General features: G+C 35.9%; 17 protein-coding genes, 2 tRNA genes and 3 pseudogenes. 15 read left to right on the top strand and 7 right to left on the bottom strand.

Annotated features, from left to right (window positions below; translation table 11 throughout):
• Window positions 1-30: 30 nt before the first annotated feature.
• The 5 genes and pseudogenes from ppsA to IGQ45_06010 form a co-directional block, all read right to left on the bottom strand.
• Window positions 31-1,191, bottom strand: a pseudogene (gene ppsA, locus IGQ45_06030) (phosphoenolpyruvate synthase).
• Between the two features lie 207 nt (window positions 1,192-1,398).
• Window positions 1,399-1,779: pseudogene (locus IGQ45_06025) on the bottom strand (phosphoenolpyruvate synthase).
• Window positions 1,780-1,961: 182 nt separating this feature from the next.
• Window positions 1,962-3,512 carry a site-2 protease family protein gene (locus tag IGQ45_06020; GenBank protein MBF2056774.1) on the bottom strand — a complete coding sequence of 517 codons (1,551 nt, stop codon included), beginning with the start codon at window positions 3,510-3,512 and terminating at the stop codon, window positions 1,962-1,964.
• A gap of 192 nt (window positions 3,513-3,704) precedes the next feature.
• Window positions 3,705-4,607 (bottom strand): N-acetylmuramic acid 6-phosphate etherase, encoded by a 903-nt coding sequence (gene murQ, locus IGQ45_06015; protein ID MBF2056773.1) that lies wholly within the window; start codon window positions 4,605-4,607, stop codon window positions 3,705-3,707.
• Between the two features lie 158 nt (window positions 4,608-4,765).
• A complete protein-coding gene (locus IGQ45_06010; GenBank protein MBF2056772.1) occupies window positions 4,766-6,244 on the bottom strand; it encodes a TM0106 family RecB-like putative nuclease in 1,479 nt (492 codons plus the stop codon).
• Between the two features lie 215 nt (window positions 6,245-6,459).
• On the opposite strand from IGQ45_06010, the gene IGQ45_06005 reads away from it, so the two are divergent.
• Together IGQ45_06005 and dcm are read left to right on the top strand one after the other, a co-directional pair.
• A complete protein-coding gene (locus IGQ45_06005; protein MBF2056771.1) occupies window positions 6,460-7,020 on the top strand; it encodes a hypothetical protein in 561 nt (186 codons plus the stop codon).
• Window positions 7,021-7,047: 27 nt separating this feature from the next.
• Window positions 7,048-8,061, top strand: coding sequence for a DNA (cytosine-5-)-methyltransferase (gene dcm / locus IGQ45_06000; protein MBF2056770.1), 1,014 nt, complete (start codon window positions 7,048-7,050; stop codon window positions 8,059-8,061).
• A gap of 286 nt (window positions 8,062-8,347) precedes the next feature.
• On the opposite strand, the gene IGQ45_05995 is transcribed toward dcm, so the two are convergent.
• Both IGQ45_05995 and IGQ45_05990 read right to left on the bottom strand, forming a co-directional pair.
• Window positions 8,348-8,941, bottom strand: coding sequence for a M23 family metallopeptidase (locus IGQ45_05995; GenBank protein ID MBF2056769.1), 594 nt, complete (start codon window positions 8,939-8,941; stop codon window positions 8,348-8,350).
• A gap of 385 nt (window positions 8,942-9,326) precedes the next feature.
• Entirely contained in the window at window positions 9,327-10,232 is a 906-nt protein-coding gene (locus IGQ45_05990) for a 2-carboxy-1,4-naphthoquinone phytyltransferase (protein ID MBF2056768.1), read from the bottom strand.
• A 482-nt stretch (window positions 10,233-10,714) separates the two neighbouring features.
• Here IGQ45_05990 and IGQ45_05985 point away from each other — a divergent pair, with 482 nt between their 5' ends.
• From IGQ45_05985 to IGQ45_05925, 13 genes and pseudogenes are all read left to right on the top strand, one after another.
• Window positions 10,715-12,157 (top strand): isochorismate synthase, encoded by a 1,443-nt coding sequence (locus IGQ45_05985; GenBank protein MBF2056767.1) that lies wholly within the window; start codon window positions 10,715-10,717, stop codon window positions 12,155-12,157.
• Between the two features lie 39 nt (window positions 12,158-12,196).
• Window positions 12,197-13,096, top strand: a complete 900-nt coding sequence (locus IGQ45_05980; protein ID MBF2056766.1) for a tetratricopeptide repeat protein — start codon at window positions 12,197-12,199, stop codon at window positions 13,094-13,096.
• Between the two features lie 129 nt (window positions 13,097-13,225).
• Complete coding sequence (locus tag IGQ45_05975) at window positions 13,226-13,654, top strand: hypothetical protein (GenBank protein ID MBF2056765.1); 429 nt, start codon at window positions 13,226-13,228, stop codon at window positions 13,652-13,654.
• An 86-nt stretch (window positions 13,655-13,740) separates the two neighbouring features.
• Window positions 13,741-13,822 (top strand) — tRNA-Tyr (locus IGQ45_05970).
• 2 nt (window positions 13,823-13,824) lie between these two features.
• Window positions 13,825-13,896: transfer RNA gene (locus IGQ45_05965), tRNA-Thr, on the top strand.
• 339 nt (window positions 13,897-14,235) lie between these two features.
• Window positions 14,236-14,673 carry an alpha-1,2-fucosyltransferase gene (locus IGQ45_05960; protein ID MBF2056764.1) on the top strand — a complete coding sequence of 146 codons (438 nt, stop codon included), beginning with the start codon at window positions 14,236-14,238 and terminating at the stop codon, window positions 14,671-14,673.
• 172 nt (window positions 14,674-14,845) lie between these two features.
• Window positions 14,846-15,751, top strand: a complete 906-nt coding sequence (locus IGQ45_05955) for a hypothetical protein (GenBank protein MBF2056763.1) — start codon at window positions 14,846-14,848, stop codon at window positions 15,749-15,751.
• Between the two features lie 58 nt (window positions 15,752-15,809).
• Window positions 15,810-16,709, top strand: a complete 900-nt coding sequence (locus IGQ45_05950; GenBank protein MBF2056762.1) for a PhzF family phenazine biosynthesis protein — start codon at window positions 15,810-15,812, stop codon at window positions 16,707-16,709.
• 147 nt (window positions 16,710-16,856) lie between these two features.
• Window positions 16,857-17,533, top strand: a pseudogene (locus tag IGQ45_05945) (urease accessory protein UreF).
• A gap of 20 nt (window positions 17,534-17,553) precedes the next feature.
• The gene (locus IGQ45_05940) at window positions 17,554-17,787 is read left to right on the top strand and encodes a hypothetical protein (protein MBF2056761.1); all 234 of its coding nucleotides are present in this window, start codon (window positions 17,554-17,556) and stop codon (window positions 17,785-17,787) included.
• 4 nt (window positions 17,788-17,791) lie between these two features.
• A complete protein-coding gene (locus IGQ45_05935) occupies window positions 17,792-18,013 on the top strand; it encodes a hypothetical protein (protein ID MBF2056760.1) in 222 nt (73 codons plus the stop codon).
• 143 nt (window positions 18,014-18,156) lie between these two features.
• Entirely contained in the window at window positions 18,157-21,204 is a 3,048-nt protein-coding gene (gene ppc, locus IGQ45_05930; GenBank protein ID MBF2056759.1) for a phosphoenolpyruvate carboxylase, read from the top strand.
• 249 nt (window positions 21,205-21,453) lie between these two features.
• Window positions 21,454-22,149 (top strand): hypothetical protein, encoded by a 696-nt coding sequence (locus tag IGQ45_05925; protein MBF2056758.1) that lies wholly within the window; start codon window positions 21,454-21,456, stop codon window positions 22,147-22,149.
• Window positions 22,150-22,210 lie beyond the last annotated feature (61 nt).

The following is a 22,210-nucleotide window of genomic DNA, read 5'->3' as shown; positions in this document are numbered from 1 at the left end:
ACCATCATGATTCTACTTTTTCATCAACCCCTATTTATTCTCCAATCTTTCCTCCAACTTAGCAATATCCAGTAAAGTTTTTAACACCGAATCAGGGTTTAAGCTGATGGAATCAATGCCTAACTCAACCAAGAAACGAGCAAACTCAGGGTAATCACTAGGCGCTTGTCCACAAATACCGATTTTTCGGTCATTGTGTTTCGCTTTGGCAATAACTAACGCTACCATATCTTTAACCGCTTGATTGCGTTCGTCAAAAATATGCGCTACCAAGGAAGAATCTCGGTCTAATCCCAAGGTTAACTGAGTTAAATCATTAGAACCAATAGAGAAACCGTCGAAAATTTCACTAAATTGATCCGCTAAAATGACATTACTAGGAATTTCACACATGACATAGACTTGTAAGCCATTTTCACCCCGTTTTAAGCCGTGTTTTGCCATTTCTGCTAAAACTTGACGACCTTCGTAGGGAGTACGACAAAATGGAATCATGGGAATTACATTAGTTAAACCCATGTCATCGCGCACTCGTTTCAGCGCCCGACACTCCAAGCCATAAGCGTCTCGATATTTTTCATCATAGTAACGAGAAGCGCCGCGCCAACCAATCATGGGGTTTTCTTCTTTCGGTTCAAAATCAGCGCCCCCCAACAGATTAGCATACTCATTAGATTTAAAATCAGACATCCTGACCACCACGGGATTAGGATAAAAAGCCGCCGCAATAGCGCCCACCCCTCGTGCCACTTTATCCACAAAGAAATCAGCCTTATTGTCATAACCTTTCGTTAAATTAGCAATTTCCTGTTTTACCAAAGGGTCTTGTAACTGATCAAAGTGCATAAGAGCGAGGGGGTGCGCTTTAATATGATTAGCGATGATAAACTCTAAACGAGCTAAACCCACGCCGTCACAAGGAATAGAAGCCAATTTGAATGCTTCTTCAGGATTGCCCACATTCATCAAAATTTTAGTTTTAGTTTTCGGCAAATTATCCAGCGCCGTTTCCACAATGTCAAAAGGAATCAAACCATCATAAACCCGACCTTCTTCACCCTCAGCGCACGATACCGTTAAATCTTGACCTGTTTGTAATACCCCTGTTCCATTACCACAACCAACAATAGCAGGGATACCCATTTCTCTGGCGATGATTGCCGCATGGCAGGTGCGCCCACCCTGATTAGTCAGGGTGTTTTCAAAGTCAGGATCAAAATTGATTTGTTTTTGACAAGAAGACAATATAAGGATGATCCCCCCCAACCCCCCTTAAAAAGGGGGGAGATTCAGGGAGACAGGAGGATTTTTTACTATTAATTGATTTATTAGTAGTTAAAAACCTCTGAATTTCAGATTATTGGCTAGTTTGAGAAACTAACATTTTTGAGAATGAAAACGCCCACCCTGATTAGTGACAATGGCACTAGCTTTTTTCATAATCGGTTCCCAATCAGGGTCGGTTTTATTAGTGATTAACACCTCACCCTCTTTAAACTGATTGATTTGGTGTACATCAAGGATGACGCGCGCTAAACCTTGCCCAATCATTTCACCCACCGCACGACCAGTAATTAACACATCACCGCTACCAATTAACTTATAATCTTTTAAGACGTTGCCTGATTTTTGAGATTGTACAGTTTCGGGGCGCGCTTGGACAATAAATAACTCTCCAGTTTGTCCATCTTTTGCCCACTCAATATCCATCGGGCTAGATTTACCCCGTTTTTCGCTGTAATGATCTTCAATAATACAAGCCCAGCGCGCGAGTATTAAACTTCTCCAACAATTAGGATTTTTGCACGGTGAAACAGGCATCTTGCCTGTATTTCTGGAGAGTTTATGATAACAAGGGTTTTAAACCCCTTACCTATACACAAATAGTAGAACCTCATATTTGTCAACTATCCGTTATCAATTGTCAATTTGCCCCCATAACTTAACTTTCTTAGCGCACCCTAAATACCGATACCAAAACGAATAGCCAAACTAGGGGTAACAGGAATCAAAGTTAGCAAAGCCAACAAAATTAAACCAATACCCAAAAGCGCCCTCCCATCATCCAATTCCGTTAACTCATTAAGACAAGGGCGCTCTAAATCCCGTTGTAAAAAGAGAATCACAATCGCCCAATAAAAAGGCAAAGCATTAATAGTATTAAATAAACTAACAATACCCAGAATAATTAACGTCAAAATAGTAGCACGACGGGCAACCTTACGACCATAAATCGCTTGAATAACGCGCCCTCCATCCAACTGCCCAGCCGGTAAAGAATTAAGCGCCGTAATCACTAACCCCAACCAACCCAAAATCATCAAAGGATGAATACCTACCGTTTGCTGAGATAGAGTAGCACCTAAAATCAATTTAGCTAAACCCCCCACCAAAACTGAGCCTTGAAAAAATAGGGAAGGAATTTGTAACCCCGTGTCACCTCCCGACATCATCAACCCTGACACTAACATAATTAAAGATAACACTCCTGCCACCGCAGGACCCGCAAAAGCAATATCGAATAAAACCGCACGATTAGCTAACAAACTCTCAAAACGAGTAATCGCTCCAAAACTACCAATTTGGATATTGGGCAGAAAAAAAGGTAAGCTAATCTTAACTCCATACTTCTGACCATAAAAACGATGCCCCATCTCATGGGCAAATAAAATCAACCATAAACCCAAAGTCAACGGTAAAGACTCTGGATAACGTTGCCAATTATCAATTAAATCAAAACCCAATAAAATACTAATGCCTTCCACAGAAGTGAAAATTGTTGCCACCAATAACACCAAAGCAATATTTTTTTGGGCTAAAGTTAAAGGTTTAGGATCGTTTGTACTAGGTAAGACAATAACAACAGGTTTACCTTCCGGGGTTTCGACTAAAAATAAACGATATTTTTCCCCTAATTTTTCAGTTAATTTAGAGCTTAACTTGTCGTGGGCAATATCAGGTTCACTGCGTAAATTACCTTTAAAAATTGCCCCCTCTTGATAAGGGATTACTTCAGTAGAAAAGAAAGTGTCAATGCCAAAAATTCCCTTAATAATGTTTAAATCATCTTCATCAATGGGGGTAAAATTAGGCTCAGGAGGTTGATTACGAAAAGAAGATTGATTATTAGATTGTAATGGTAGTTCTTGTTTTGTTTGCTCTTGTGGGTCTTTGTCTGTATTCAAAATATTAGTTTTTTGTTGATTAATTCTATCAAGATTAAAAGACGATAAACTTTGTTCTAAGGCTTTTTTGCGGATCACTTTACCTAGATAAATATAGATACTAGCCGATAATAATAACAGGATAATAATACCGATAAAATTAAGGTAAATACCTGTTGCTAAACAAGCAAAAAAGAATAGCCAAGGAGTCATTAAAGTTACAGATTGTAACCAAGCTAAAATGCCAATTTCGCCAAATTGTTTGCCTCGATTATAGCCCCAAATAAGAATCGTCAGGGCAATTACCCCTATTACTACAGTAGTAAAATTTTCTGATAAATTCAACATTATTAATTATTTTTCCGTATAAATTCTCGTGTAAAACTAATCGTATATAGGGAAGAGACGAAGAAGCAAGAAACTTAAACCCTTTATCATCTCAAATCCCTTTGATTACTGACTATAAAACTTTGCGTCTTTGCGTCTTGGCGAGAGACTTTATCACAATCATTGATAACTTGATATTATTCCTGCGCTTAGTTATAGTTGTGAAGACTGATGGAGATTACCGTCATTTTCAGTTAACAAAGTTTGAGCTTGTGTTAAATTAAGGTTTTTCCAGTGCATCAACAAAGCTAATTTTACTGATAAACCGCTTTGTTGTAAAAGTTCTTGAGCAGTTTGCCGATCTAAATTTGTCAAGTCAGTGATAATACGCAAAGCGCGATCTAACAATTTACTATTTGTCACGGAGACATCAATCATGCGATTACCGTAAACTTTTCCTAGTTTAACCATTACCCCCGTAGAGATAATATTTAGCACCATTTTAGTAACTGTACCAGCTTTTAGACGGGTTGAACCTGCTAAAATTTCAGCGCCCGTCAACAGCCTAATATCCACGTCAACATCAATTTTAACCTGCTCGGAAGGCACACAACTGATAAATACTGTTTTCGCACCAATTTTTCTCGCCTTTTCCAGCGCCCCTCGCACATAAGGCGTTGTACCACCTGCTGTAATACCAACAACTACATCTTGAAAAGTAATACCATGATCAATCATAGCTTGAGCCCCATCTTCCGAGCGATCTTCCAGGGCTTCGGAACTTTTAAACATAGCGCCCTCACCCCCTGCTAAAATCCCCTGTACCAAGTCGGGCGGAGTGCAGAAGGTGGGGGGACATTCTACTGCATCAAGCACCCCTAAACGTCCGCTAGTACCCGCTCCGATGTAAAATAAGCGCCCTCCCCCCCTCAAGGATTCCGACGTGATGTCTATAGCTTGGGCGATGACTTCCCGACTTGCTTTGACGGCATCAATGGTTTTTAAATCTTCTTGATTGAATAGATCAACTATTTCTAATGATGATAATTGGTCTAAACTGGTACTCTGAGGGTTAATTTGTTCCGTTAAAAGATGCCCTCTGGATGGTTGAGTCATGGATGTGATGAATGATAATTTGTCTATTTTAGTTTACATAGGGATTGCGGAAAAAGTCCAATGGTGAGGGGAGGTGTCAGGTTTCAGGTGAAATGCTCATAAATTAAAGAGTTAAGCCAAATATTTATTTTTCATAAATTACTCATTTATCTCAATGCTTAATTCACCAACCCTTGATTTTGTAACCAATTTTTGACCACATAGGTAGCTCGACAATCATCCTCATTATAAGTCAAAATATATTGTAGATAGTCTGGATTACCCGTAGTTAACCATTGATCGTACCATACCACACATTGATCTCCCCCCAACAAACGACCATTAACGTTAATTTCTCCAGTTTCAGGAGTGCGCCAGTGAAAATTTAACCATTTTGCTAAGGATTTGAGAGAATAACTTTCCACAGGTAAAACGTAGTTACGAGTAATAATTTTATGCACATCCACTAACCGTGATAGTAGCGGTTGTAAAATTGCTGGAGGTGTATGATAAAGATGAGCTAAACGTTTGATGGTTTCCACTTCATATTCAGAATAATGATATACCAGCGCCCCTCGCCATTGCTCCATAAATTGTAAAAACTCTCCCCACGCTTTGCCTTCTTCTGTTTTATCTTTTGCTAAAAAATAATAGTACCTTTGTTCTTGTTGTTCATGATCAACTAACAAAACCCCCAGTAAATAATCGAGATTGCGCTCTGGTTCAGCTTCAATGTCAAAATATAATTCGATGGTACTATGGGGGATAGTAGGAAGAGGAAAAATTTTAGCCACCCCTTGATTAAGTTTCAGCGCCCTCACCTGTAGATAAAGATTATCAGCAATGGTAGGATGATCGATGATTTGTGCTAACTCGAAAGCTGATAACTCTGCCAAACTCTCAAAATCTTTAATACCCTGATTAACTAATAATTGGTAACGTTGGGGCGTTATACCCGGTATCAATGATAAATGATTGAGGTGACGGGCGCTGGAATAACAATCATCATGCCAATTACAAAGATGACATTTTTGACGAGACACAAACACCTCTGGAATTTCTTGTGACTGTAATAAAATTACCAACTCCTTAACTAACTCCTTCACCTTCGGCAACCAAATAGCCAAACTCACCCGATGAATTTTCAAACTACGCACCACAAACTCCCCATGATTGAGGTGATTCCCCTGAATATCGCCAATTATCGCCGTTTGTAGAGCGGAAATTAACTTATACTCAGGCTTAGGGTTTTTCCCTAAATGGCAATTAACCCCCCGATAACTCCAATTGCCAAAATGAGAAGGTTGGTTTTGTCTAATTAATAGAGTTGGATTAATTACCATTTCTACCGGTGGCAAATTAAGGTCATAATACCAAAAAGTAGATAATTTACCATCATAAATACATTCAGCGCCCTTCGCCATCAACTCCAGCGTTTCTGCTATTATGCCAGAAGTATCATGCCATAGAGTTTGGGGTTGTTGATAAGATAACTGAAGATGATTGAGAAGATTTTGACAATGAAGGATATTTTCCTGTTTTAACTTAGCAACAAAATCTCTCGGTTGTGGTTTTTCATCTTCCTTACAATAATAATTTAAAAATGCTTTACGGTCACATCGGCGATATTGAAAGATTAGCTCATCAGTTAAAATCATGTAAGAAATCAGAAGTAATGATTAAAATGTTTGTAGGAATTGGCTTGAGAAATAAAACCTAACTATAGTAATCTTATCTGATTTATATCATTTTCACTTGGCATAAATTGAGAATGTAGAATTAATAACACTTGTTTATTAAGCCAAATTTAGTTTCTCATGAATGATATAGAATTGCTATATTTGAATGATAAGAACATTAAAATAAATAGATAATGAATACCAAATATATAGGTTTACTTACCGCAAAAGAAGGTTTTTTAAATGAAAAAGAAATTTGTAAAAAATTTGAATCATGGAAAATAGATAATGAAGCAAAAAAGTGGCTAGAGATAATGGGATATATTCCTGAAAAAATTAGTTCGATTGATGCTTTACATATACCTGTAAAAATTTCCAAAGAGAATGCAAACTTATTAGGTATATCAACAGATAAATATGAAGAATCGATTAAATATAAAAAAGCAGATATTCAAGTTCAGGTAAAAATAATAATTAAAAATGTTTTACATATAGAGAATATTTCATTAAAAAAAGCTAATATTTCTGCTGGTTTTAATCAAGTGGATAAAAGACCTGTAAAAACTTACAAAAAAATGTGGAACTTTGACAATGAAGTAGAAAAATGGCTAAAAGCATTTACTGGTGAAATTTTGCCAAAAGATATTTTAAGTTCAGAAGAATTAAAAAGCATAAAAGACCAGAGAAGGTTATTTTTTCATGAAATGCCAGAAAATGTAATTAAAAGAATTATTGATTTTTTTTTCAAAAAATAAAATTTTAGTAATTAATGATATTATAAAATGAAACCATTAAAAAATATTAAATTCATTGATTTATTTGCAGGAATTGGCGGTTTTCATCAAGCCTTAAATTTTTATGGTGCCCAATGTGTTTTCGCTTCCGAATGGGATAAAAATTGTCAAAAAATTTATCAAGAAAATTACGGTATTTTACCAGCAGGAGATATTACCAAAATTCCAGCCCATAATATACCCAATCATGATATTTTGTGCGCTGGGTTTCCCTGTCAAGCCTTTAGTATATCAGGGAAAAAATTAGGTTTTGAAGATACCAGAGGGACACTTTTTTTTGATGTAGTGAGAATTGCTAGTTATCATCAACCGCAAATTTTAATCTTAGAAAATGTCAAAAATTTTGCCACTCATGATCAAGGTAATACCTTAAAAGTTGTCAAAAATAGTTTACAAGAAATTGGTTATAATGTTTTTGAAAAAGTGTTAAATTCATCTTACTTTGGTGTACCACAAAAACGAGAAAGAATTTATATTATTGCTTTTAGAAATGATTTAAACTTCACAAATTTTATTTTTCCTAGCTTAGAAAATAGTCAAACTAAATTAATTGATTTTTGTTTAGATGACAAAGAAACTAAAGAGTTTATTATTAGAAGAAACGATGTAATTTTTAAAGAAAATATTACTATTGAGCCTGATATTAACGGTAATTATCCTCAAAAACCCATCCGTATTGGTGCAATTAGTCAAGGCAGACAAGGGGAAAGAATTTATCATGCTTATGGTCATGCTATCACTTTATCCGCTTATGGTGGTGGGGTGGGCGCGAAAACAGGTCTTTACTTTATTAATAACACAATCCGTAAATTAGCACCGAGGGAGTGCGCTAGAATCATGGGTTTTCCCGATAATTTTATCCTCAGTGATAATAAAAATGTAGCTTATCAACAGTTTGGCAATAGTGTGGTAGTTAACGTCATTAAATCTTTAGTAAAAAATATTTTACAGCAGTGTGATATTAACAATAAATTATCAGAAAAAATAATGATTAATGTTTAATTGTAGGTTGGGTTAAGGTAAAGAAACCCAACATTGAGAATTATAAATTATGAAGTGATAATTATGAGTTTTGACTTATAAATAGGTTTTGGAGAATAAATAATAAGCTCGTTAATATCAAGATTCGAGAGTGATTAGAAACCATAAATACCTCAAACTTAAATTATCAATAAAAATCAAGTATTCTTCCCTCGAAAATAAGATTTTATGCAATCTAATGATGTATAAAAAATCATGATTTTCCTACACTTGATAATTCATAATTTATCATTCATAATTCATTCCTCTAACTGTTTTGGGCATACATTTGCCGTAATACATCAGCAGGATCAATTCTCTTACCGTTGTACTTTAATTCCCAATGTAAATGAGGTCCTGTAGTTCTACCCGTCATTCCTACCCTAGCAATTCTCGTCCCAGCGCCCACCGTTTGCCCTAACCATAAAAATATACTACCATTACGATCAACTAATACTGTCCCTTGAGGCGTTTTTTCTACCTTGCCCATCAAATGACAATAAACATGATTCCATTGCCCAGATTGAATGGTAATCATCGTACCACAACCCGTATTATCTGATAAAGCCACCACTTCTCCGCCCCACCAACTGCGCACATAACTACCCAAAGGCGCCGCAATATCTAAGCCATTGTGAAACTGTCTTCTTCCTGAAATGGGATGGATACGATAACCAAATCCAGAAGTATAACCCTGAAAATTCTCCACAGGAAAAGATGCTTTACTCCAGACGGCGGCAACTCTTTCTTCCTTGGATAATGCCACTTTTTCCGATAGTGGCGACATAACATGATGAATCAAGGTTATCATCACGAAGGCTAATAAGAATAGGCACAAGCTACGCCATCTTAGTTTTAACATTTGCTTTTTACTATAAATACTAATATTTATGATCACTAGCAAAATATTTTAACCCTTAATCGTTTTTCTAGCTTGAATCTTTAGTTTTCACTATTTAATTGACGTTATGCACTGATTCAAATGTTAAGTTAAGGGAGGTAGCAGGTTTCAGGTTTAAAACCCTCAAACATTGATTCATCAGTCAAAGGATTTACTTTGTTAATTCTTTAACCTAACACCTGACACCAACAATTAATTTTCGACTTTGAAAAAACTCCATTACAATTTATGCAATAAAACAACGGGCTTAAGCCCCTTGCCTTCCTCTGTTCTCATAGCTTTGAGAAAAATAAAAATCACAATTAATTTTGCTTACCTACTTAACTGACGTTACGCACAGTAAACCCTAACCAAGGAATAAACCAGCGCCCATCACCATACCAGTGAGAAAATGAAAGTTAACCGCTATAAACTTGCAATTTTTAACCTTGTCAGGTTGGGCATGATATTGATTAACATGGTTAACCAGTTGATAAGCCACTGGAATAGTTAGGAATACCCCGAAACAAGTTAACGGTAACATCCCCCAGAGACAAAATAACGACACTAATAGATAAAAAATGATAACTGAGACCATTAAAAAAAGAGCGCCCTTCGCCGTGCCTAAACGCACAATGGGAGACTTTTTCCCTGCCTTCAAGTCATCCTCAACTTGATGAAAATGAGAGCAAAATAGAATAATTGCTGTAGAAACCCCAATTAAACTGGAAACCAGCAGAGAATTAGTCGAAAAAGACTGAGTTTGACTATAATAAGAAGCGCCCACCGCCATAGGGCCAAAAGTCGGCAAACAAATTAACTCCCCTAAACCTTGATAACCGAGACGAAAAGGAGGACCTTGATAAGTATAACCGAGAAAACAACTGGCAAGTATAATCAAAAAAACCGTTATATCCTCTTGCCACCAATTAATCAGAAAAATTCCCCCTAAACCTAGCAGTAAAAAAATATTAGCAATCCAAAACACGAGATTTTTTTTACCTGTCAGATTAACGACGGAGTGCGCTTTATTTACATCAATTCCCGTGTCAGCATCAAAAACATCATTAGTAAGATTTAGCCAAGCAATAATGGCGAGGGCGCTAAACAAAAAAACTGTCAAAATTACGCCGTCAAAAATCCCCGTTTCATAATAAGCCAAACCAGCGCCAAAAGTAATGGGAATAATTGCTACCGTGTACATAGGCGGTTTGATAGCGGCTAACCATAGTTGACGTTGGCTGATATTGATAGCTGGATTGGTAATCGTCATAATTGTTTGATTTCGGTAAAATAGAAAATAATTATTAAGACTAATTTTCCTCTGATGTGGCTTAATTGCCCTGTGGGTATTCATCATAACCCATTAAGGGATCAAGGTTTGAGGTGGTTTTGTATTGATAATTTATTTAAAATTAAATTTTCGTTAACATTTTCTTATGGATAAACCCTGTTTATCTTTACAGTTAACCATGTCATCTCTAGTGAATAAGTCCAAAATCTTGTCAAATAAAGATTTTCAGCAACATAAAAACAAAAAAACTACCAAAAATGGTCTTTTTTGCTTAAAAATGCCCCTCTTTACTCTAAATAAAAATCATTAATAGAAATGTTCGACTTATGAAAAGTCACTGTTTGGCGAAGGTCTTTAATTTACAAGCATTTCACCGCGACACCGCGACACCCGAAACCTGATACCTCCCATCCCTCAAGCCATTTTTTCAACACACCTTAAATATTTATAATTCTAGTGTTATGCCGGTAATTCCCGATAACCATTTTTTAACCGACTATTCCCAAACATTACAAAAACTAATTTTTTCTGCTCCACAAAATCAAGATTATGAGGGAGAAATTATCTCTATTTCTCAAGAAATTAATCCCATAGATTTATTAGTTTTTTTGGCAATGATGAAACCACCGCAACAGGTGTCTTTTTACTGTGAAAATCAACGCAAAGAAGAAGCTGTGGTGGGGTTGGGGGCGCTGGTTAAGTTAGAGGTTAATCAGGATAAGTTTAATGCTAACAATAACACATTAAATCGCTTCCAGATTTGTCAAGATTTTATTAATAAATATCAACACAAAATTGATTTTCAAGATAACTTAGAAGGTGAAAAAATCCCCTATTTTTTCTCAACTTTTAATTTTGTTGCTCATGGTGACAATTCCTGTCAATCTTTCCCTCAAGCACAAATTTTTATTCCTTATATTCAGTTATTTAAGCGTCACAATCAATATATTATTACTGTCAATACTTTTTACCTTAGTGATGCCCCTGAATTAGACTTAATTAAACATTATCTAAGTCATAATTTCAGTAAAAATTTAACGCAATTTTATCAAGACAAAAATAATGATAATAACCCTTCATCTTTACCTGTTATTAACTCCAATAATTATCAATCTTTTCTTGATAAAGTTAATCGAGGTTTACAAGCCATTCACAGGGGAAAATTATTAAAAATAGTTATTGCCCATGCCTTAGAAATTGAGCTCCAGCGCCCGTGTAACATCATTAAATCTCTGGAAAATTTGCGAAAAAATCATCCTGATTGTTATATTTTTGCGGTAGGTAATAACGAAGAAGAATACTTTATCGGGGCGAGTCCAGAAAGACTTTTATCTATTCAAGATCGACAATTAGTAACCGATGCTTTAGCCGGATCAGCACCGAGAGGCAAAAATGAATATAATGATAGTTATTTGGGCGAAAATTTATTAAATAGTGAAAAAGAAAAAAGAGAACATGAAATCGTCAGTCAATTTCTTTTTGAACAGTTATTAAAATTAGGATTAACACCTAAAAAAGCCTCATTACAACTATTAAAATTATCCAATATTCAACATCTTTGGACACCAATTTATGCAGAGATTATCGAAACTATTAACCCCTTAGAAATTATCGCTAAATTACATCCAACTCCTGCCGTTGCTGGTATTCCCATTGACGTTGCTTGTGCGGAAATTTCTGCCTATGAAAATTTTGATCGCTCTTTATATGCAGCGCCCATCGGCTGGTTAGATACTAAGGGAAATTGTGAATTTATTGTGGGGATTCGCTCTGCTTTAATTAGGGGTAATAAAGCCCGATTATATGCTGGTGCTGGTATCGTTGCTGGTTCAAAACCTGAACAAGAATTGAGTGAAATCGAACTAAAATTTCAAGTATTGTTGAGGGCGCTGGAAAATAATTAGCTTTATTCAAAAATAGAACTAATAAGCTAAAATTAAAAAATGAAAATATATAGAAAAGGAAATAAAGTAAAAGTGTTGTTTCGTTACAAATTATTATTAATAATTACCATCTTAGGAAACTATTTTAATCCCAGCGCCCTCCGCGCCCAATCCCTAGCGCCCTACACCCCAAAAGTTGACGCTGAAACCCTAGCACCCTATGGGATGCAACTAATACAAGATGCAGTACAACTGATCCGTTTTCGAGAATTTGACTTAGCCTTAACCCGTGCCGAATTAGCCACCCAGTTAGCGCCCAATCAATACGAAACTTGGTTCATTTTGGGTACATTATATGGGCAACAACAGGAAAATCAAAAAGCCATAGATGCCCTATTAACTGCCAAAAAATTAGCACCCGAAGAAGCAGAAGTGTTATTTTCTTTGGGCAACTCTTATTTTCAAATGGGCGAATATCAATCCGCCATTCAAGAATTAGAAAAAGGTTTAGCAATTAATTCAGAAGCACCACAAGCATACTTCGACTTAGGCAACTCCCATTTACAACTAAAACAATTTAATCAAGCTATCAGCGCCTACCGTCAAGCCATCAAGCTGGATGAAAAATTCTGGCCCGCTACCAATAATATTGGTATAGCACAATATGAACAAGGGGATCGGCGAGGGGCGCTGACTCGTTGGCGCGAAGCCCTAGGGGTAATGGAAGAAAGACAAGCAGAGCCTTTATTAGCAATAGCTGTAACCCTTTTTCGTGAAGGTGAAACCAGCGAAGCCATTAAAACCGCATCGGAAGCCCTCACCATGGATGGACAATATGGTAATATTGATTACCTAATTAAAAATCTGTGGGGCGAAAACTTAATTAAAGATACGAAAACATTTTTTGCAAACCCCACCATGAAAAATATTTTAGAAGAAAAACTTATTCCTATGGAATAAAGTAATAAGTTTTTATCACATTTTTCTCTGTATATCGGGCATCCAGCCCGATTTTAAGTAGGTAATGAAGGAAACTGCTACCATGAAAACTTAACCTTCTCTTAGGATTAAACCGTTATCAAAAATGTTATGAATGCAGAAGAAAAAGCGAAAGGGTTAGAAATTGCCACAAAAATAGCCGTCATCGTTAATCTATTCAAACAGCAGTTTCCAGATGTTAAAGCTGACCTGAAACCTTGGCGCAATGATCCTGATACTATTAAATTAGTTGATCCTGATTCCATTGATATAGGCTTTCACTTTCCCGGCTGGAGTAGGAAAATTCAAAGTCGTAGTATTTTAGTGCAAATTCGCTTCCACTACGATGAAATCGATCAGCAACAACGATTAATTGGCATTGAAAGCGCCGGATTTAACTACACTGGAGAAGTATGGCGACTTTCTACCATCGAAAATTGGCAGTTAGAAGGAAAATCCCTTCCAGTGCATGAAATTCAAGAAAAACTTAAAGATTTTTCCCGACAAGTATTTGAATTATTTGAAATGAAATCTGTTTAATGCTTCGAGTCAGAAAAAATACTTTTTGTCAGAAAGTTGGCATTTTAAAAACGAATAAGTTATAATTAATAATTGTGAAAACAAAAGGGTCGATGCCCGAGTGGTTAATGGGGGCGGACTGTAAATCCGCTGGCTATGCCTACGCTGGTTCAAATCCAGCTCGGCCCATTGCCTTTGTAGCTCAGTGGTAGAGCACACCCTTGGTAAGGGTGAGGTCACGAGTTCAATCCTCGTCAAAGGCTTTTTTTATGTGCCAAGTCATTCTCCTTAGATATTATTGCTACTGAAGGTAATCCTAGTTTGATTCTATAGTAGTTTTGATAGAATAAACTGCTATTTTTCTGATAAACGTGAGGTGGTTGTTAATGCTCACAGTTTAATAATGCGGTTTGCTCGATAAAAAATATAACATTGAGGTTATAGAGACTGAATCATTGAATAAGGCATTTTTATGGATTTTCCTCAAATAAAGTTATGATATGATTTACCGTGTATTACCCATATTCCGAAATTGATATGATTCTCGCAAAATAACAAAAAATGATTACTTGTAACTTGATGGTACATCTAATACTGATGTAATGAATCAAATACAAGAAATATATCAAAAAAAGTTTTCTGATTATCAATGTGCTATTCATATAAGACGAGGAGATTATTTAAAATATCCTAACCATCACCCCATTTGCTCCTTAAATTATTACGCTCAAGCAATTCAGTATTTTGATAATTCTACTAATTTTGTTATATTTTCTGATGATATTGATTGGTGTCGTCATCAAGATTTATTTCAAGAAAAACGCTTTGATTTTTGGACATCACAACGAGATGATTTAGACTTATATTTAATGAGTATATTTCCACATCAAATCATCGCAAATAGTTCTTTTAGTTGGTGGGCAAGTTGGTTAAATATTTATCAAAATAAAAAAGTTATTGCCCCATCTTTATGGTTTGGACAAAACTTAAAACATCTTAATACTGAGGATATATATGCTAGTTATATGCTTAAAATCTAGTTTTTAAAGAACCGTTAACTTCAAGAGCAATTTATACTTTTAAAAAATTTCAAAAATCTATTGTAATATTCTATGCTTCTATATTTCACGCAGGGCTGTAAAATAAATGAATCAAAAAGTGAAATTCATACCTATTATATAAGTATTAGAACTAAACTACCAAATTTTAAGTATGAGTTATTTTGATCGTTTTCGCCTTAAACTGAGACAGTATATAAATACTAAGTCAACTGCTAAAAATCAAGACCGTTTTGCCACTAACAAAAAATATAATATTGAAGTTATAGATACTGAATCATCTCGTATCGATAAAGATTGCCGTGACTTAAACGATGTAACTTTTCTCATACCTGTAAAAATAGAACATCCCGACAGAGAAAAAAATATTAATTTATCTATTGATTTTTTAAGACATCATTTTGACACAAATATTATGGTGGCAGAAGAATCCTCTAACCCTCAATTAGAGTATCTAAAAGATAAATGTCAGTATTATCATTATTCAACTAATAGTATTTATACTCATAAAACAAAAATACTTAACAAAATTGCTCAAAAAACTGATACAGAAATCATTGTCATTTGGGATACTGATTCTTTAGTTGAAAAGTTACAAATTTTGACGGCTTATAAATTAGTCAAAGATAAAAAATTAGATATGGTTTGTCCATATGATGGAATCTGTGTTGATTTTTCTCAATCTTCACATCAATATCTTGTTAGGCAAAAATATGAATTATCAAAAATATCACCTGCTCTATTTAAACTTAATTATGAAGATTCTGTGGGTGGAGCAGTATTTTTTAATCGAGAAATTTTTATGGAAGGGGGAATGATGAATGAGCGTTTTGTATCCTACGGGTGGGAAGATAATGAATTGATTGAAAGATTTGCTAAACTAGGTTATCGTATTGGTCGTATTAACGGTGTTTTAGTTCATTTGGAACATTATCGAGACAAAAATGGTTCAAAAAATAATTTATTCGCCATCAATAATCGACAGGAGTTACAAAAAGTACAAATGATGAATCAACAACAGTTAAGGGCTTATGTGGAAGAATGTTTGAAGGTTAAGTAATTTTCATTTATATATATTTATTAATAATCCTTCACCGAATTACATAGTATGAAAAATAATGAAATATTACACCTTAGATGTCTTCACTGAGCAAATTTTTAGCGGTAATCAGTTAGCTGTATTTCCTGATGCGCAGGGATTATCCAGCGAAATCATGCAGAAAATAGCCATAGAATTTAATTTTTCTGAAACAGTGTTCGTTTTCCCTGCTCAAAATGCAGAAGCTAACGCTTTATTGCGTATTTTTACACCCGGCGGTGAAATTCCTTTTGCTGGGCATCCTACCATTGGCACAGCCTATTTACTGGCAAAATTAGGTCAATTTAACTTAGATTCACCCCAAACTGAGGTTATCTTAGAGGAAAAAGCGGGGCTTGTACCAGTGATGATTGAGTCAGTGAATGGTATTCCCACCAGCGCCCTCCTCACAGCGCCCCTCACCCCAGAATTTTATCCCCAATGCCCTGCCATCAATGATTTAGCCCAAGTATTATCATTGTCAGAAAAACAGCTACAGGTAGAAGGATGGCAACCCATGGCGGTATCCTGTGGTTTACCATTTTTAATTATTCCTGTCAGGGATGTGGAGGCATTAAAAGAAGCGAAAATTAATCAACCACAGTGGGAGAGGGTGTTAAAAGATTTTTGGGCGCCCCATGTCTATCCCTTTGTGAAATTAGCAGAAAATGAATATCGGGTGCGGATGTTTGCTCCTGCTTTAAATATAACTGAAGACCCGGCAACTGGATCGGCTGCTTCTGCTTTTGCTGGTTATCTCACCCAACGGGAAACGGCACAGGAAGGGCGCTGGGCATGGCAGATTTATCAAGGTGAGGATGTCGGGCGCTGTAGTCGGTTGGGGGCGCACGGTTTCAAAGAAAATGGCATAATTACCAAAGTTCAAGTTAAAGGTGCATCGGTAATTGTTACCAGTGGTGAATTATTTTTGGCAAACTAATCAAAGGGAGAAAAAATTTAGAATTTAGAATTTAGAATTTAGAAAGTAAAGTTAATTCAATATTTTCTAGTAATATTTTATTCAGAATCAATTGTTTAGCATTCTACATTCTGGATTCCTTCCATTATCCATTGTCAATTATATTAGATGTTTAACACTTCTCTTTTATCTCTGTTACAACTGTGTAATTCTAGCCTACCATTAGGCGCTTATACTTATTCAGAAGGGTTAGAAACCCTTGTTTCAGAAAAAAAATATTTGATCAAAATAGTTTAAAACAATGGTTAACTAATGAATTAAAATACAGCTCAATTAAAATTGAAACAGCTATTTTTTATCGTTGTTATCAATTAGCTAAAAATCAAGAATATGAGCAAATACAATATTGGAATAATTGGTTAAATGCCACCCGTGAAACTCAAGAGCTAAGAGAACAAAATTGGCAAATGGGCAAAAGTTTATTAAGATTAATTAAGGGTATAGAGCCAGAATTTTATCAAGAAATTAGCCCTTATTTTCAGCAAAAAATATCCAGCGCCCCTCTCTTCGGTTTAATTATGGCAAAGTGGGGAATCCCTGAAGAACAAGCCATTTTAGGATATTTGCATAATTGGGTAAATAATCAAGTTAGTGTGGGAGTAAAATTGATTCCTTTAGGGCAAACAGAAGGACAAAAAATATTATTAGAACTTAACTTAATTATGGGGAATATTGCCGAAGAAATTATTAACCTAAAAGATGAGGAATTAAGTTGGTGTAGTTGGGGTTTATCTTATGCTAGTATGAAACACGAAATTTTATATAGTCGTTTATTTCGTAGTTAAAAAAAAACAATGCCAGAAGGATGAATTTTGAAATTATTAGTCAAATTACAAACATAGAAAATATTGCCGTGAGTAACTCCATTCGAGACATAAATCGTCTTCGGAAAAACTATGGTGAAGGGCGCTGGCGAAAACTAAAGGGTATAGCTACGATTCGTTTAGCAAATGGTACAATTAGGAAAGCTGAAATTCATTGGTACGAAGCTCAAGGCATTGGCAAACGAGAAATAAAAAGAAAACGTTACTTAGATTAGTTTCATGGAAAATTATAAATTCGCGGTTTGTTTGAACAATAAAGATTATCCAGCTTCTTTAGAATTGCACAAAATTTATCCCATTATTGCTGACGAAGACGCCAACCAAGATGGAGATTTAAGAGTTATCGATGAGAGTGGAGAAGACTATTTATATCCAGCCAGTTACTTCGTTTTGATAGAATTACCAACACTTGTGCAAGAGTCATTACTAACTACCGTTTGATGGTCAAATTAAGGAATCTTAAAACTCATAAATAAATCTAGCAATGTATCTAAAAAAACTTTTTGAAAGGACAAATCACCGCTAAAATTAAAAGGTTGTCTGGCACAACACCAATGAATCAAAATCGGAAAGAAGCGATTACTATGACTTTTACCACCACAACTGCGCTAGAAGAATTAAGCATTTATTCCAACTCAGAATTATTATTACGTCATCGTCTGAAATTGGTAGAAAATTTGTGGGAGTTAATTTTACGCAATGAATGTGGACAACAATTAGTTGATTTGTTAGAACAGTTAAAGTCCGCTTGTTCTCCCGAAGGTCAAACCAGTGAAACCCCCAAACAGTCGGTTAGCAAATGGATTGAGCAGTTAGAATTAGATGACGCTATCAAAACGGCACGGGCGCTGGCGTTATATTTTCAGCTAATTAATATTGTCGAGCAACATTACGAGCAACGTAACCAAAAAATTATCCGTAGCACCACCACAGAAGATCAAGTTAAGGCACTACAAACTTCCGTTATCGATAGGAATAGCGAAATGGAGTTAAATAGTTCAGAAGATTACAGCTATTTTTCCCAAAAGCCTAATCCAGCTAGTGGGGGAACTTTTCATTGGCTTTTCCCCCATTTACAAAAGTTGAATATGCCTCCGCAAAAAATCCAAGATTTATTGGATGAGTTAGATATTCGCTTAGTTTTTACAGCGCACCCCACCGAAATCGTGCGCCATACCATTCGCAAAAAACAACGACGCATTTCCCATATTTTAGAACGTCTCGACAGCGCCGAGGAATCCTGTCGCTCTATGGGGTTAACGAATTCCTACGAAGCCGAACATTTCCGCAGTCGTTTAATGGACGAAATTCAGTTGTGGTGGCGAACCGATGAACTACATCAATTTAAACCAACTGTATTAGATGAAGTAGATTATGCTTTGCACTACTTTCAAGAGGTGTTATTTGATAGTTTACCGCACCTAACAAAACGCTTACAACAGGCACTCCATAGCACTTTTCCTAAGTTAAACCCCCCCCATCATAAATTTTGTTATTTTGGTTCATGGGTGGGGGGAGATCGAGACGGAAATCCGTTTGTAACTCCAGAGATTACATGGTCAACCGCTTGTTATCAACGTAATCTCGTCATTGATAAATATTTGGATTCTCTGGTTCAGTTGAATGACGTTTTAAGTTTATCTCTTCATTGGTGTAATGTGATGCCTGAGTTGTTAGACTCTTTGGAGCAAGATCGCATTAGAATGCCAGAAGTGTATGACAGTTTGTATGTGCGCTATCGTCAAGAGCCTTATCGCTTAAAATTAGCATTTATTGAGGAAAAATTAAAGAATACCAAAGCGCGTAATGAAGGCTTGTCTAATCCTGATACCAGAAAATCCATCAAGTTGGCAAATAAAGAAGATAATCTTTATCCCAGCGCCCGTGACTTTTTAGAAGATTTAAACTTAATCAAAACTAATTTGGAAGAAACGGGCTTAAATTGCCAAGAATTAGAGCATTTAATTTTTCAGGTGGAAATCTATGGTTTTCATTTAACGGAGTTAGATTTTCGTCAAGACTCTTCCCGTCATTCCGATGCTTTAAATGAGGTTGCCAATTATTTAGGCATTTTAGATCGTCCTTACAATGAACTTTCTGAAGCGGAAAAAACTGCTTGGCTGACGAGGGAGTTAAAAACTCGGCGCCCGTTAGTGCCTAATCCCATTCCTTTTGCCGAGACTACCACGGAAACCATTGAAACTTTTCAGGTGTTACGGGCGCTACAGGAAGAATTTGGCGTAGAGGTTTGTTGTACTTACATCATCAGTATGACTAATTATGTTAGCGATGTGCTGGAGGTGTTGTTATTGGCAAAAGAAGCAGGGTTATATGATCCCGTTTTAGGCATCAGTAGCATTCGCATTGTGCCTTTATTTGAAACAGTGGAAGATTTAAAACGCTCTTATTCTGTGATGCAGGAATTGTTTGATTTACCCCTTTATCGTGCTTGTTTGGCGGGGGGTTATGAAGAAATCAACACTAATCAGGGAGAGTCTAGTTTAGTCATTCCGAGGTTAAAACCCGATGATTTACAGGAAGTGATGTTGGGATACTCGGATAGTAATAAAGATTCGGGGTTTATGAGTAGTAATTGGGAAATTCATAAAGCTCAAAAAGTTTTAGCTAAGTTGGGAGGGCGCTATGGGGTAAAAGTTAAGATATTCCATGGGCGAGGTGGCTCGGTGGGGCGCGGTGGTGGTCCAGCTTATGCCGCTATTTTGGCTCAACCGACTTCTACCATTAACGGTAAAATCAAAATTACTGAGCAGGGAGAGGTATTAGCTTCTAAGTATTCTCTTCCTGAGTTGGCATTATATAACCTCGAAACTATTAGTACCGCAGTAATTCAAGCGAGTTTGTTGGGTAGTGGTTTTGATGATATTGAGCCTTGGAATGACATCATGGAAGAAATTGCCATGGCTTCTCGTCGTGCTTATCGTAATTTAATTTATGAGCAACCGGATTTTATTGACTTTTTCTTGTCAGTAACTCCCATTGAGGAAATTAGTAAGTTGCAAATTAGCTCACGCCCCGCTCGCCGTAAGAGTGGCAAGAAGGATATTAGTTCTTTGCGCGCCATTCCTTGGGTGTTTAGTTGGACTCAAAGCCGTTTTTTACTGCCGGCTTGGTATGGTGTTGGTACAGCGTTACAGGAGTTTTTGGATAAAGAGCCGGAGGAAAATTTAAAGTTATTGCGTTATTTTTATTTAAAGTGGCCTTTCTTTAAAATGGTTATCTCTAAGGTAGAGATGACTCTTTCTAAAGTGGATTTACAGATGGCAAGTCACTATGTGGAGGAGTTGTCAAAAGATGAGGATAAGGAGCGTTTTCGCAAGTTATTTGCTGAAATTGCCCAAGAATACTATCGTAGTCGAGATATTGTTCTGCAAATCAATCAACAGGAGCGACTATTGGATAATGATCCTGAATTACAGCGTTCGGTTCAGTTACGCAATGGTACAATCGTTCCCCTCGGCTTTTTACAAGTTTCTCTTTTAAAACGATTACGGCAGTATGCTAGTCAGGATAAAGCCGGGTTGATTCATTTTCGTTATAGTAAAGATGAACTATTGCGAGGGGCGCTGTTAACTATTAACGGTATTGCCGCTGGTATGCGTAACACTGGTTGATGCTGTTGGGGTGGAGGGCGCTTTTTAAGTAAGAAGTAAAAAAATGGAATTATCAAGGGTTTAGATATACTACAAGAGTTAAAAAACAGGCAGAAATAAACACTGTTTAGACAAAAATAGCGTTAAAATGACAAAATAACATAATAAATATTACTGTGAGACCATAAATCTCATAATTATCCATTGTCAATTGTCTATTATCTTCCACCGTTCCATAATTGACGGGCTTATTTTTATTATCCAAAATAGATGATGATTAATAAGAATGAAAACGAATCCCTTAACTTGACGTTAGAGCAAATCGCTAGTAACCATAATCGAAAAGCTATGTCAGCCCAGAATAATTCTGATGATTTACTAAATCAAATTGAGCAACAATTTAAGCAGAAAAAAGTTAGTAATTATCCTCAAAATAAAACTAAAAATGAGGATTCACTAGATCATATAATTGAAGATTTGTCAAAAAAGAAGTCCGCAAATGAAGAAAGTAGTGATTTATTGAGTGACATTGAAAATAAATTTAAACAAAATCAACCTACATCAAAGCAAAAGAATAACGATAACTTATTAAGTGAAATTGAAAATAAATATCAGCGTCAGTCCCAAAAATCATCTTTTGTAGAAGAAAACTTAAATAATATTTCACAAAAAGTAGCACAAAAAGTAGCACAAAAACAGAAAAAAACAAAAATTACAGAGAAAAGTTTTGAAGAAATAAAACGAGAAGAATTAGCCAAGCAAAGACAAGCTAAAGCAGAAGCAAAAAGGCAAGAAGAAGAAGCAAAAATAACAGCACAAAAACGAGAACAATTAAAACAAAAAGCAGAAAAATGGCTTAAAAATCTTGATCCTACTTCCGATGAAGGTTTTTGGTTTTCTCAGTTTGCTATGTCTTATGATTCTCCACTTCAAGCTGCCATAGAATATCTTCAAGTTATGGGTTAAATTTTGGGCGTTGCATTTTTATGAGATGATTTATAATGAAGGAAAAAGTTTTATGACAGGA

Origin of the sequence: Cyanobacterium sp. T60_A2020_053 (assembly GCA_015272165.1) — a bacterium.
Classification (GTDB): domain Bacteria; phylum Cyanobacteriota; class Cyanobacteriia; order Cyanobacteriales; family Cyanobacteriaceae; genus Cyanobacterium.
Note: the sequence above shows the minus strand (reverse complement) of the source record. Positions and strands in the feature narration are given on the sequence as shown.